At 42.4% G+C, this 13,707-nt stretch carries 12 protein-coding genes; 7 read left to right on the top strand and 5 right to left on the bottom strand.

The window, feature by feature from the left end; genetic code table 11:
* Positions 1 to 92 precede the first annotated feature (92 nt).
* Positions 93 to 1,487, top strand: a complete 1,395-nt coding sequence (locus EWU21_RS01955; RefSeq protein WP_130895115.1) for a Gfo/Idh/MocA family protein — start codon at positions 93 to 95, stop codon at positions 1,485 to 1,487.
* Here the strand turns inward: EWU21_RS01955 and EWU21_RS01950 are convergent.
* Complete coding sequence (locus EWU21_RS01950) at positions 1,484 to 2,833, bottom strand: 3-oxoacid CoA-transferase (RefSeq protein ID WP_130895114.1); 1,350 nt, start codon at positions 2,831 to 2,833, stop codon at positions 1,484 to 1,486. The two genes, EWU21_RS01955 and EWU21_RS01950, sit on opposite strands and share 4 nt — an antisense overlap.
* A 52-nt stretch (positions 2,834 to 2,885) precedes the next feature.
* On the opposite strand from EWU21_RS01950, the gene EWU21_RS01945 reads away from it, so the two are divergent.
* On the top strand, positions 2,886 to 4,067 hold the full coding sequence (locus EWU21_RS01945; RefSeq protein WP_130895113.1) for a helix-turn-helix domain-containing protein: 1,182 nt from the start codon (positions 2,886 to 2,888) through the stop codon (positions 4,065 to 4,067).
* Positions 4,068 to 4,085: 18 nt separating this feature from the next.
* On the opposite strand, the gene EWU21_RS01940 is transcribed toward EWU21_RS01945, so the two are convergent.
* Positions 4,086 to 4,577: an ester cyclase gene (locus EWU21_RS01940; RefSeq protein WP_130895112.1), complete on the bottom strand. Its 492-nt coding sequence runs from the start codon at positions 4,575 to 4,577 to the stop codon at positions 4,086 to 4,088.
* A 173-nt stretch (positions 4,578 to 4,750) separates the two neighbouring features.
* Between EWU21_RS01940 and EWU21_RS01935 the strand changes: the two genes are divergently transcribed.
* Complete coding sequence (locus EWU21_RS01935) at positions 4,751 to 5,659, top strand: nuclear transport factor 2-like protein (RefSeq protein WP_130895111.1); 909 nt, start codon at positions 4,751 to 4,753, stop codon at positions 5,657 to 5,659.
* A gap of 50 nt (positions 5,660 to 5,709) precedes the next feature.
* Here EWU21_RS01935 and EWU21_RS01930 read toward each other — a convergent pair whose 3' ends face one another.
* Entirely contained in the window at positions 5,710 to 6,555 is an 846-nt protein-coding gene (locus EWU21_RS01930; RefSeq protein ID WP_130895110.1) for an AraC family transcriptional regulator, read from the bottom strand.
* 116 nt (positions 6,556 to 6,671) lie between these two features.
* Here EWU21_RS01930 and EWU21_RS01925 point away from each other — a divergent pair, with 116 nt between their 5' ends.
* The 3 genes from EWU21_RS01925 to EWU21_RS01915 all read left to right on the top strand — a co-directional run bounded on the left by EWU21_RS01925 (position 6,672) and on the right by EWU21_RS01915 (position 10,417).
* Positions 6,672 to 7,622: a phytanoyl-CoA dioxygenase family protein gene (locus EWU21_RS01925; protein ID WP_130895109.1), complete on the top strand. Its 951-nt coding sequence runs from the start codon at positions 6,672 to 6,674 to the stop codon at positions 7,620 to 7,622.
* A gap of 29 nt (positions 7,623 to 7,651) precedes the next feature.
* Complete coding sequence (locus EWU21_RS01920) at positions 7,652 to 10,030, top strand: zinc-dependent metalloprotease (protein WP_130895108.1); 2,379 nt, start codon at positions 7,652 to 7,654, stop codon at positions 10,028 to 10,030.
* Positions 10,031 to 10,120: 90 nt separating this feature from the next.
* The gene (locus EWU21_RS01915; protein ID WP_130895107.1) at positions 10,121 to 10,417 is read left to right on the top strand and encodes a hypothetical protein; all 297 of its coding nucleotides are present in this window, start codon (positions 10,121 to 10,123) and stop codon (positions 10,415 to 10,417) included.
* Here EWU21_RS01915 and EWU21_RS01910 read toward each other — a convergent pair.
* Positions 10,414 to 11,277 carry a DMT family transporter gene (locus EWU21_RS01910; protein WP_130895106.1) on the bottom strand — a complete coding sequence of 288 codons (864 nt, stop codon included), beginning with the start codon at positions 11,275 to 11,277 and terminating at the stop codon, positions 10,414 to 10,416. The two genes, EWU21_RS01915 and EWU21_RS01910, sit on opposite strands and share 4 nt — an antisense overlap.
* Positions 11,271 to 12,473: a hypothetical protein gene (locus tag EWU21_RS01905; protein WP_130895105.1), complete on the bottom strand. Its 1,203-nt coding sequence runs from the start codon at positions 12,471 to 12,473 to the stop codon at positions 11,271 to 11,273. The genes EWU21_RS01910 and EWU21_RS01905 overlap by 7 nt, the downstream gene beginning before the upstream one ends.
* A gap of 261 nt (positions 12,474 to 12,734) precedes the next feature.
* On the opposite strand from EWU21_RS01905, the gene EWU21_RS01900 reads away from it, so the two are divergent.
* The gene (locus tag EWU21_RS01900; protein ID WP_130895104.1) at positions 12,735 to 13,622 is read left to right on the top strand and encodes a DUF4382 domain-containing protein; all 888 of its coding nucleotides are present in this window, start codon (positions 12,735 to 12,737) and stop codon (positions 13,620 to 13,622) included.
* Positions 13,623 to 13,707: the final 85 nt, after the last annotated feature.

The following is a 13,707-nucleotide window of genomic DNA, read 5'->3' as shown; positions in this document are numbered from 1 at the left end:
TGAAAGAATTTTTCTTTCATCTTTTTTTTGATTTAGGAGGCAAGTAGTTTAGCTAAGTCTTTGGCTTTTAATTGCAAACCTATTTCCTACACATGAACAACCTACAAAATTCACGCCGGGAATTCCTAAAGAACGCCGGCCTATTAGGAGCTGCTGCAGCTTTCCCCAATATACTTTCGAAATTACCTGGAGAAAAAGTCAATCTTGCCTGTATCGGCATTGGTAACCAAGGCGGCTTAGACGTCATGTCTTTATATAACACGGGTTTAGCGAATATCGTCGCCCTTTGTGATGTGGACATGGGTGCTCCGCAGACTTTAAAAGTATTAGAGAAATTCCCAGATGTTCCTCGCTTCCAAGATTTCCGTCAGATGTTTGACAAAATGGGATCGAAGATCGAGGCCGTTTCCATTGGTGTTCCTGATCATTCCCACTTCCCTATCACGATGATGGCGCTGGGTCTAGGCAAACACGTGTTTGTGGAGAAACCCATGGCGCGTACCTTTAATGAAATCGAATTGATGATGGCAGCGGCGCGCAAGCACCCGAAAGTAGTCACTCAAATGGGTAACCAAGGCCACTCCGAAGGAAATTACTTCCAATTCAAGGCTTGGAAAGAAGCAGGAATTATTAAGGATGTGACGTCGATGACGGCTCACATGAATTCGCCTCGTAGATGGCATAGCTGGGATCCGAAGATCACTAAATTTCCGGCAGCAGAATCGATTCCTTCTTCTTTAGACTGGGATATTTGGCAAGGAGTTGTTCAGCCACATGAGTACCAAAAAGATTTTGTGAACGGTCAATGGCGTTGCTGGTTTGACTATGGTTTAGGTGCACTGGGTGACTGGGGTGCTCATATCATGGATACGGCACACGAGTTTTTGGACTTAGGCTTACCTACAGAAATCAATATGCTACGGGCAGATGGTCACAATAATTTCTTCTACCCGATGTCATCCACGATTCAGTTTAAATTCCCTGAGCGCAAGAATATGCCTGCGATGGATATCACGTGGTATGATGGCGTAAACAACATTCCACCGGTACCATCGAATTATGGAACCAACGAACTAGATCCGAATATTCCACCAGCGGCCAATGGCAAAATCCAACCCGCTAAATTAAATCCAGGCAAAATTATCTACAGCAAGGATTTAACCTTCAAAGGTGGATCGCACGGAAGTACGCTTTCGATTTTAGGCGATGCGGGCAAGGATTTAAAATTACCTGAAGTGCAGGCAAGTCCTTCGAATCACTATGCGAACTTCTTGAAAGCGTGTATGGGTCAAGAAAAGACGCGTTCTCCTTTCGAAATCGCGGGTCCATTAAGCCAAGTGTTCTCACTCGGTGTCATGGCACAAAAACTGAATACGAAATTACAATTCGATCGCAAGACGAAACAAATTACGAACAACTCCTTAGCGAATTCTCTTTTAGTGGGAGCGCCGCCAAGAAAAGGTTGGGAGCAATACTATAAAATCTAAAATTCCGGCACTTCGTCTGGGATGAGTAATCTACCGGCTGTGGCCGCTTTGATTTGTTCAATAGAAACCCCGTGGGCACGCTCTTTTAATAGAAAGCCGCCTTCGGGGTTTATGTCAATCACGGCTAAATCGGTTATAATTCGTGTGACGCAGCGTTCCCCCGTTAAAGGCAAATCACAAGAAGAGACTAATTTCGATTTTCCATCGGAGGTCAAATGCAACATCGCCACAATGACTCTGTCTGCGGAAGCGACTAGGTCCATCGCCCCTCCCATCCCTTTGACCATTTTGCCAGGTACTTTCCAATTCGCTAAATCCCCGCGCTCAGAAACCTGCATTCCCCCTAAAATCGTCACGTCAATATGGTCGCCACGGATCATTGCAAAACTTTCGGCGGAACTAAATAGAGAACCACCCTTTAAAATCGTAATCGGACGCTTGCTCGCATTGATTAAATCGGGATCTTCTTGACCAGGTTCGGCTAAAGGGCCAATGCCTAATAATCCATTTTCTGATTGTAATATCACTTTCATTCCTGGTGGAATATGGTTTGAGACCCGCGTAGGAATGCCGATGCCAAGGTTGACATAATCACCGTCTTTGATTTCTTTCGCTAAACGGCGGGCAATGATTTCCTTCTTTTCATCTTCTGAATGAGCTAAGGCACCGAATTTTTCAATGGGTTTGACATAGTTTGATCCCTGAAAAATACGCTGCACATAGATACCTGGCGTGTGGATTTCGTTCGGGTCTAGCGAACCTGCGGGCACTAGTTCTTCTACTTCGGCGATGGTGATTTTACCTGCTGGAGCTATGACTGGATTGAAATTGCGGGAGGTTCCTTTGTAAATCAAATTGCCATCCGTGTCCCCTTTCCAAGCTTTCACAAATGCAAAATCTGCTGTAAGCGCGGTTTCTAAGAGGTATTTCTTTCCCCCAAACTCCCGCACTTCTTTCCCCTCAGCTACTTCTGTCCCTACTCCTGCCGGCGTGAAAAAGGCGGGAATCCCTGCACCACCGCAACGGATGCGTTCCGCTAAGGTTCCCTGAGGAACAAGTTCCACAGATAAGTGCCCTTCTAGAATCAACGCTTCTAATAAGTGATTTTCGCCCACATAGGAACAGATGAGCTTATTGATGGCTCGGGAGGCGACTAATTTACCTAAGCCAAAGCCTTCGATTCCCGCTTCATTCGAGATACAAAGTATTTCGGCAGTACCTGCTGCCAGCAAGGCATCGATCGCATTTTCTGGGATTCCAGTTAATCCAAAACCGCCAAACAACATCGATGAGCCCGATGTAACATCAAAAATGGCCTCAAAAGCCGAATCGTAAACCTTGTTCATTGGGTTAAATTAAACAGAATATTCTTATCTTGTAGCTGATTAATATCAAGTTTTGGCAATACTAGCTCCGCTGTTCGGCATTTTCACTTCCTTTATTCTCTTGTACTACCTTAGTTCATTGAATAGATCCAATACGTTTTTGGCCTTGTTTTTCTTGTGCTGCAATTCCGTATTGATGGTGTATTTTGGCTTGCATTATAGTAAAATCGAGTTTTGGGAGGGCATCTGTTTCGTCCATTTTCTACCACTCTCCTTCTTGCTCGGCCCTGCTTTGTTTTTTTATGTCAAACACACCGTTTCAGAAGACAAGCAACTTCACCTGTCTGATTTATTGCATTTGATTCCGGCGATTTTTACGGGATTAGCCACCTTACCTTTCACGACTTTGTCCTTAGCGACAAAGACGGCGATGGCGCACGAGATTGTGAATATCACCGAAGATTATAATTTGAATTTCCAATGGGTCACTTTTGAACAGATTTTATATGGCCGTTCTATCCATTTAATTCTCTATTGTGTGGCTTCTGTGATCTATTTTCTTGTGAATAAGCGTCATCTCCTGCTGAAATACGGTGCTTTACCCTCGAATCATCGCTTGATTCAGAAATGGATTTTCTCCTTGATCTTTTTGCAATTAGTGATTGCCTCGAATAGTTTGGGGCACATGATTACCATTTATGCGCATAATTATGCGATTTTTGGCATTCCATCGAATGTCATTTTCAGCGAGGCTCGCTTCTTTGCGATCTGTGGAGGAGGTTTTTTTGTCCAAAACTTCATTTTGTTTTTATTTCCCAAAATCCTCTACGGTAACGTTTCCTACGAAGTGGAGCTAAATGCAGGCACGATCTTGCAAGAAATCAAATCTAGTTTAGCCAAGAAATCGAGTAGCTTTTATGCCTTTGAAAGGGAGTTAGAGGGTTATTTAGCCTCCCATCCCTTTGTAAAAAAGGACTTCTCCTTGTCGCAAATGTCCTTTGACCTAAAAATGCCCGAGCGATTCCTGTCGAATTACTTCAATAAGGAGATGGAAAAGACCTTTGGAGAATGGAAAAATGATTTGCGCATTGAGTATGCGTGTCAATTAATAGAGGAGGGAAATGCGAAGAAGATCACCATCGAAGCCATTTCAACAGATGCTGGTTTCGTCTCGCGTTCAAAATTCATCGATGCCTTCAAGGCGCGCAAAGGAGTAACCCCTTCTGTGTATATCAAAGAAAAGGCAGGAGCCTAAGCCCCCGCCTTTATCCACTTATTTACTTGCTGGCAGTAGACCTAACTGAGTCATCAATACCATATTGTCCATGAAATCTTGCTCTTCAGCAATTTTTCCATCCTTCATTTTCACGATTGTACAACCGATAACGTCTACCGATTTTCCCGTTGCAGGAATGCCAAAGAAATTACCCGTGTGCTTTCCTTTGAACTGCCAGTACTTGACTAATTTGTCGCCATCCGCAAAAATTTCCTTCACCGTAAATTGACGCTCCGTGAAACCTGTGACAAAGTTTTCATAATAGGCTTTGCAATTTGCTTTGCCTTTTACTTCAGGCACAGTATGCAATACGGCATCCTCCACGTAAGCTGAATCCAAGATATTAGTACGACCTTCATTGATAGCTACTTCCCAAACACGCCCGTAATAAGCTACGTTAGCTTTACCTACAATGGCATTTTGATCCGACTCTGACGTGCAAGAGAATAATCCCGCCGCCACACAAAGTGATAAAATAAGTTTTTTCATTGTTATTGTTTTTTGATGTTTGCCAAACCTAGTACATCTCCCTCGCTATTGCTCATTTAGAACGAGCGAATATGTTCCCTTTTGCGCATTTGGGAACAAATGCATTCTCCTTTTCTTTCCACAGACCCTTTTTTCAAGTGTACTTGCTGACCTAATCAAAAAAATTAATCTCAATGAAAAAATTTGTTCTAGCAGGTGCGATCATCGCATCGACATTCAGTGTCTCGGCACAAACGACAGCAGGTAAGTATTTCTCTGGCCCAGATGCTGGAAAAGCATTTCAATTAGGTTCTGAAAAAAGCAGCCAGGTAGTATTAGATGCGGTTAAAGCATACAATGCAAATGATTCTGAAAAGGAACTAACGTATTACTCTTCAGAAATGCAAAAGGATATGATTGAATTCAACAAGAAATGGCACAACTATATCAAGAATGTAAATGATGTACCTATGGCGATCTTGCCTATTAAAGTAGCCGGTTCAAAGAATGAAATTGTATTATTGCAATCAGAGGAAACGCGTGAAGCAAAAGATGGTTCAAAAGAGAAAATGAATCTTTTTGAGATATTCGAAATAAACAAGGATGGCAAAATCAGTAACTTCAATCAATACTCGAAAATTCCATCGACTAACGAATTCGGCAAAACAACAGGCGGAAAATATATTACGGAGGATCCTAAGAATGAAGTAAACGGCAGAGCATTCCAATTCTCAAATCGCGGTGAGATTGAAGCTATGGAGAAATTCAACAAAGCCTATAATGCGATGGATGTTGCTACAGTGTTAACTTTCTTCGCTGAAAAGGTGAAAATCACTGACTTTGATGGCAACAAATCAGAGTTGACAAAAAAAGACCTTAGCCAAATGATGGATGGTTATACTTCACTAGACTGGAAATTTACAAGCATTCTTCCTATTAAGATCGCCTATACGGATCCTGTTTCAGGTGTATTTGTCACTTCTACTGAGAAGCGTGTTTCTAAGGATGGTTCTGTTTGGAACAAATCGTTAGTTGAAATTTTCCAATTTGATTTAAACGGAAAAATCTCCGGTATTGATCAATATTCTCAAGGGAGAAAATAATCCTTGCTAAGCATTTTTAAAGAGGCCGGAGGACATTGTTCTTCGGCGTCTTATTTTAACCGCTGTTTCCTAAAACTCGACGGTGCCTCCCCTGTCCATTTCTTGAAGATCCGGTTGAAATAGGAAAGACTTTCGAAGCCAGACTCGAAGCAGGTCTCCGTTACATTCTTGTCTTGAATCAAGAGTTTCTTCGCGTATTGAACACGGTATTGATTCACGAAATCGGTGTAAGTTAGTTTCGTCGTTTTCTTAAAATAACGGCAAAAGGCCGGAAGTGAAAGGTTAACTTCGTTCGCGATTTGCTGGGTGTCGATGGGTTTTTGGAAATTTGCTTCGACGAATTGATGGATGCGGTGCATCCGTTCTTGTTGTTTGAGGATAGTTTGGTTAGAAATAGGGTGCACATCGAGATCCTCATATTCGTCTGATTCTGCCAAAAACTGGAAGATGCTCATCAGCTCCACAAACTGATGAAATCGATCCAAATGTGCTAATTTTTTCAACCGTACACCGGCAATCCGCTTCGTTTCACCTGTAAAAGCCAATCCCGTTTTCGCCCGTTCCATCAGATCTACGACCTTTTTTAATTCGGGAATTCGGACCAAGCCACTCTCGAAATAAGTCTCTGGAAACTGAATCACAACCGTCTCCACCGTTGCTTTTACGCCATAATCGAAATTCAAGTGGGGAATATAAGATCCGATTAAGGCCAAATCGCATCCCTCATAGGTCGAGATATGTTCCCCAATGTGGCGAATTCCTTTATCTGCCTCTACATACACTAATTCGATTTCGGGGTGAAAATGCCAATAGAAAACTTCATTCAATTTAGGGGTCAACAGGAACCTAAACGAACTATCACTATCCGGCAGAATTTGCTCTAAATTCAATTTCATTTGCCTAAAATAGTTAAATGATGAAATAAAATATCAATACAGTGCAAATAATTATCAATAGAGCAGAAAAAAAGAGGCTCAGGTCGCTATACCTTTGGCATACAAAATAAACACCTATGAAAACTGACATCCCTAACAACGGCCACTACGATATTCCCGGCAATCCCTCCACCGCAAAGAGCAGTGCGGTAAAATTAAACGACCGTTCGAACGGCGAGCCACTTCGTGTATTAAGCGAAGAGGATTGGGCGTTTTGGAAACATAATGGCTATGTCGTGATTAAGCAGGCGGTTCCGAGAGAACAAGCATTGAAGACTGCGGCATTCTTGTATGAGTTTGAAGAGAAAGATCCGAATGATTCCTCCACCTGGTATACGGCGCCACGGGCTGAAATGAAGATGAAAGAGCTGGCGAACACGGGAATGGTGGAATGTTATAATAGCCAATTGCAGTGGGATAATCGATCAGAACAGCGGGTTTATGATGCTTTTGCTGATATTTGGGGGACGGAGAAATTGTGGGTGACTATCGATCGCGCGAATTTGAATTTCCCTATTCGTCCAGGTCACGAATACAAAGCCTTTATTCACTGGGATTACGATCCAGAAACGAGACCTGTGAATGTGCAAGGAGTTTTGGCCTTAGCGGATCAATTAGATGAGAATATGGGAGGTTTTCAGTGCATCCCTGAACTTTTTCGCAATTATGATACCTGGAAATTAACACAACCGGAGGATCGCAATCGCTTCCTTCCAGATACGACCGGCTTTACCCCTACTAAAGTCAAATTAGAAGCAGGAGACCTGTTGATTTTCAATAGCTTGCAACCTCACGGAATCCGAGCGAATAATAGCGACAAAGTACGTTGTGCCCAATACATCTCGATGATGCCAGCGGAGGAAGATAACGATTCCTTGCGCGAATGGCGCGTAAACTCGTGGCGAGACCGCATCGCTCCTGAAGGCTATGCTTTCCCAGGCGATCCGCGCAAATGGGAACAAACGAAATACGAAACGGCTAGCCTGAATGCATTAGGTAAAAAGATTCTCGGATTAGATCGCTGGTAAAAACAGCAAAATAATTCTTACATTAGGGCATGAAAAAACTGCTCCTTCTTTTCGCCTTAATCAGCTTTAGCACCACCGCGCAAATCGCTGAGAAAGTAAAATCCATGAAAGCCCACACGGGTTATTTCAACTTCTACTACGATGAGTCGAATGACAAGATCTTTTTAGAAGTCAAAAAGCTGAATGAGGAGTTTTTATATACCTATTCCCTAGCGCAAGGCGTGGGAAACAATGACCTCGGATTAGACCGCGGACAACTAGGAAACGAGCAAGTGGTCTTCTTTGAAAAACAAGGAAACAAAATCTTCTTAGTTCAACCGAATACCCAATACCGGGCGAATACGAGCAATGCTTTGGAGAAATTATCAGTTCAACAAGCTTTCGCGAAATCGGTCCTATTTGGATTCAAAATTGAGAGCTCTTCTGATGGTGTTTACATTATCGACATCACCGATTTTCTGATGCAAGACGCGCATGGCGTATTAAAGCGCTTAACGCAGGCTAAACAAGGAAGCTATAGTTTAGATAAGTCCAAAAGCTCTTTGGCCTTAGACCGCACGAAATCATTCCCTAAAAACACGGAATTCGAGGCGCGCCTGACTTTTGCAGGCAATGGAACAGGGGCTGAAGTTCGCTCCGTAGTGCCTAATGCAGATTACGTGACGGTGGTAGAACACCATTCATTCATCGAATTACCGGACAATAAATACGAGCCACGCTTGTTTGATCCACGTTCAGGAGCAAACGCGATTTCTTTCCAAGATTATTCTTCCCCAGTCAATGAGGTGGTATTGAAGCAGTGGATTACGCGCCACCGGTTGGAGAAAAAAGACCCTAAAGCTGCCGTTAGCGAGGCAGTTAAGCCGATCATCTATTATTTAGACAATGGCACCCCAGAACCGGTTCGCTCAGCCTTGATGGAGGGTGGCCGCTGGTGGAATCAGGCATTCGAGTCGATCGGATACAAAGATGCTTTCCAAGTCAAATTATTGCCGGAGGACGCAGATCCAATGGATGTACGCTACCACGTCATCCAATGGGTGCACCGTTCTACGCGGGGCTGGAGTTACGGCGCTTCGATTACAGATCCGCGTACGGGCGAAATTATGAAGGGCCATGTGAGTCTAGGGAGCCTTAGAATCCGCCAAGATTTCTTGATCGCACAGGCGCTGATGAACGCCCCTTTTGCAGTTGATGGTTCGGCGAATGGGCCAATGATGGCGATGTCTTTGGCTCGTATTAGACAACTGGCGGCACACGAAATAGGCCATACACTAGGTTTTGCCCACAATTATGCAGCAAGTGCTCGGGAGAATTCGAGCGTGATGGATTATCCCCATCCACAGATTGACTTCAAAGGAGATCAAATGGATTTCAGCCACGCCTACGACACAAAAATCGGGGATTGGGATAAAGTATCAGTTGATTACGCTTACGGCGATCACAAAACAACAGCTGAATTAAATCAAGTCATTGATAAAGCCTATGCCAAAGGTCTTCGCTTCATCACCGACTCCGACGCGCGCAACCCGGGTGGAGCGCATATCTATGCACACCTTTGGGACAATGGAAAAACGATTGTAGACGAACTTGAACACCTTTTAGCCGTACGCAAAAAAGCGATCGCAAACTTCTCCGTTCACAACATTCGCCTGAACGAAACCTATTCTCACCTGGAAGACGTCTTCGTTCCCTTGTATTTCTTACATCGTTACCAAACCGAAGCGACCACGAAAATCATAGGCGGTTCTGAATACACTTACGCGGTGAGAGGTGGTAAGGAATTAGTCCTGGAACCAGCCTCTGTTGCGTTGCAAACGCAAGCTTTAAAAGCAGTGACCCAGACTTTGGACGCGCGAACACTAGCGATTCCTAAGGATAAATTAGCCCTCTTCCCTCCACGCGCTTTTAATAACGACCGAACTCGCGAATCGTTTAAAGGCAAGACCGGCATCACATTTGATCCGATGGGCGCCGTAGAATCGGCAGCCGATTTCACCTTGGACTTCTTATTACATCCAGATCGCTTATCTCGTCTAGCAGGTAATAAAGCGGTGAATGCGCAGCAATTAGGGGTTTCTGAGACATTAAGCACCTTGTTAAACGCGACCCTGTACACAGCGCACACGGATCCCTATTTGCAAGCCACGCAAGAGACCATCAATTTCAAAGTAGTTTCGTCTTTATTGAATGTGTTAAATGCGCCATCCATTTCTCCTTTAGCGGCGGCAGAAGTGAATGAGTCTGTTAAAGGAATTCGATTTATGTACAGCAAAAAGCCTGGCGCTTTCGCAAGTTATCTTGTTCAAACAATCGATCAATTCAAAGCGAATCCAGCGGATTGGAAACCGATGCAGACGCCGATGATTCCGGATGGTGCGCCTATTGGCATGGATTGTTTCGAATAGGCTGTACTCGTTTGAACACATTTGGCCCTATTTGGCCAAAGGATGTATCCTGCGGTTAGCGTAGCTTTATTCCATAGAAATTAAAACGCTATGGAAACAAAATACTATCTCTGCAAAAGTCCTTTTTACGTTTTATTAATGGGAAAAGAGGGGCGTGAAGTAAGCGTCCGTAATGGGATGATTGAAGTCTACTCACTTCGATTATTTCGCTGGAAAAAATTAGTGAATACCTTCCCAGTAAATGACGTGGTTCAGGTACGGACAATCGAAAATCTGGTACTAGCAGACACCTTCATCGCCCTCACGAAGAATCGTTTTTGTTCGCTGCGGCATTTACGGCCTAAAGAAGCTTTCGGATTGAAGAGTTATGTAGCGATGATGCTTTAGATGACCAAGTAAATCGACAAAATAAGTAAAGCAATTCCCAGTAATTGTAAAGCCTTCACTTTTTCGCGGTAGAGGATTTGGCCAAAAATCAAGGTTAAAACGAGTTGTGATTTACTGACAAAGATGATTTGTGTAATCGTTGCGGTCTTGTAGGCAATGTTCAGAAAAATCGATCCTAAAATAATGAAGAGGGCGAGCATTCGGATGGGTGTTTGAGGGATTTGCTGCCATTTTTGCTTTTGGAAAAGAAGAAAAACTCCTACACAGAGGGTCACGCACAATTCTAATAAAAAGGAAAACGGGATTACGCCGAGCCAAGCCACAGGATACTTAAATAAAGCATAGGATACGCCCCAGAAAAACGAAGCTAAAATACTGCCTCCTAAAGCCTTCATAAAAGAGCTTATCGAGCTAAAATGCCAATCACTTTGGAAGAGTAAAAATAGACCTGCCAAGACAAAGAGGCTTGCCATCGAATAGCTAAATCCCCAAGACTCCCCTAAAAATAAGACCGCGGTCAGCAAGCCAAAGAGATTAATCGAAGAAACAGGCGCTACCAGTGAGACAGCCTCAGATTTCATGGAGCGAACAAAAAAATACAGGCCAAACGAACTAAAAATGCACAAACCAATACTCATCACCAGTTGCGAGGTCGTAAATACCGGTCGCTCACCTACCCAAGGGGTGAAAATCCCCCACTGATAATCCACCAAATAACAAAGACCAAAAAACGAAGTGGTATACAAGCCTCTACTAAAAATGACTTGCAAAAAGGGGGCATCCTGAATCGCTTTTTTCCAATAGGCATTACTAAAGCCATAAAAAGCAGAACTTAATAGTATATACAAAAAACCTAACATGCCGCTTCTATAATGGCCACCTGCTGATTTACCCAGCCTTTATCACAACTGTAAATATAGAGCAGGTTGATTTGATTCATCGCTGCGCGAGCCTGCACTTTATTGCCTTTCAGGATAAAGTATCTGGCTTTTAACAAATACAATTTATTCAGATTGTGTTTCTCGGGAAACGAAAAATTAATCAACAAATCATCCACGACAAAGTCCTCTATTAAATCAAACTGGCTTATATCCTGCTGATACACTTCTAATAATCGATAGAAAAAGACCAAAAGGGAAAGCTTAGAAGAGAAGTCCTGCAATCCTTTATAGAAATGAAAAACGGTTTCCGATTTTGATTCCAAGATATAATCCCAGGCAGCAATTCGACCTTTTAAATTAGGGTGCATACCTTCCTGAAAAAATTGTTTACTCAACGCTAAGTGATGCTGGGCACCCGGGATATCCCTTAACTCGAAGGCTAGCTGGCATAACATCAGATTTTTAAAGACCGGCATATCTTCCACTAAATCCTCTGAAGTCGCTAGAAGCCATTTACCATAGTAGCCTTGTAAGCCATCCTCTTCCACAAATAACTGCAATAGAATTCGCTGAGCCAGTTCATTCGTCTTCAATAATTCAGCAACATAGTTGATGACTGCCTCGTTATTTTGACAACTTTGCACATATATCGATTGGAAGGACACGTAGAGTCGCCAAGTCACATCCTCACTCTTCGTGTCAAATGGGATTTCGAAGATTTGGGTCAATAAATCGAAATTTTTGACTTCTAAACAAAGGTCAATAATCGATTTAAACTGGTATACCTCATCCCAAGTCTTCATTTGAAATTGCTGAACTATCCCTAAGATAATTTGATCATCTTTTCGATTTCCCAAGCGATTCAAAATGAGCATTTCGTTGAAAAAATCTTTTTCGAATTGACTTACTGCTTGCTGAAAAGAGGTGAAATCAGCATAGCCCATTCCTTTACAAAGGCTATCTAGCGTAAATCGCGAGGCATTCGTGGGTCCCTTAATAATGCCAAAAAGCCTCCTCAACGTATTATACGAAATAGAGATTTTAGCTTTTCGCTCTAGTTCTTCGCTTAGTTTTTGGCAGGAATAGGCATCGATCACCTGAATACCATACACATCTTGGATGATTTTAACTAACCACTTCTTTTCATGAAAACTGATGGGTACCGATGCTGGCATAGATTTAGAACAATTACCACTCAATATACGATTTAATTCATTCAGGCCAAATCTGCCATTCCAACAGAAGACCTGTTGAGTCTATTTGGACTCATTTGGACAATTTTGCAGCGGATGCATTTGTTCCCTTTTGCGGATTTGGGAACATTTATTTTTTAAGAGAGTGGAAGACCTAACTTGGAGCGATTTCAAAAATTTTACCTTAGCATGGCACTTTTTTAAAATCATTTTCGTTTTGTAAAAAACCAAATAATCAACGCCATGAAACGTATAACAACTATCACCTTGTACCTTTTTATTGCTGCTCTGGTTTTTTCTTGCCAAAAAGAGGATACATCCTCTGGCACAGGAAAATTAGCTTTAAGTGTTACCGACTCCCCCATTGATGCTAGTAATGTGAAAGCAGTTTATGTCACCTTTACAGGATTAGAATACCAAAACAGCGCCGGCAACTGGACAACTGCTTCCGAATTTACTACTCCACAAATTGTTAATTTACTTGATTTGCAAAATGGAAAGTCTTCTTTATTAGGCGAATATAGTTTAAGCTCTGGAATCTACACAGGACTTCGCTTTAAATTAGATGCTCCCACTAGAGGAGCAAATACCCCAACAAATCCAGGATGTTATGTCGAATTAACCACTGGTGAAAAGAAACCATTATATGTTCCAAGTGGCTCCCAATCAGGCTATAAAGCGATAGGCAATTTTACCGTACCTATTAATGGAACAGTCTCTGTTACCTCAGATTTTGATCTTAGAAAATCAATTATTTTGACTGGCTCAGGAAGTACCTACATCTTGAATCCTACCATTAAAATTATTGTAAATAATCAAGCCGGAGAGATAAAAGGGACTATTTCAAATTTACTTAATACAAGCAAGTATGTAGTCTATGTGTATGAAAAAGATAAATACACAACTAGCGAGAGTAACGAACCCTCAGGAGAAAATGTACGATTCCCTGGGGCCACCACAAGTACTAAGGTAGATTTAACAGGAAACTTCCAATTCTCCTTTTTAGCTGCAGGAACGTATGAATTAATTGTGGTATCAGAAAATAGCTCAGGTATTCCTACGGTTGAAAAAATAATAACGGGAGTGCTTGTGGAAAGTAAAAAATCAACTCTAGTTTCGAGTAGTCTTTGATGCTTTTGTTTCATATGTAAGTATAAGACTTTAAACTTGCGGCCACTACAGTAAGTAGAAAACCAGTAGGAGTCTCAGACGAACT

The sequence above is a fragment of the Aquirufa antheringensis genome (assembly GCF_004307425.1).
GTDB classification, from domain to species: Bacteria; Bacteroidota; Bacteroidia; order Cytophagales; family Spirosomataceae; genus Aquirufa; species Aquirufa antheringensis.
Note: the sequence above shows the minus strand (reverse complement) of the source record. Positions and strands in the feature narration are given on the sequence as shown.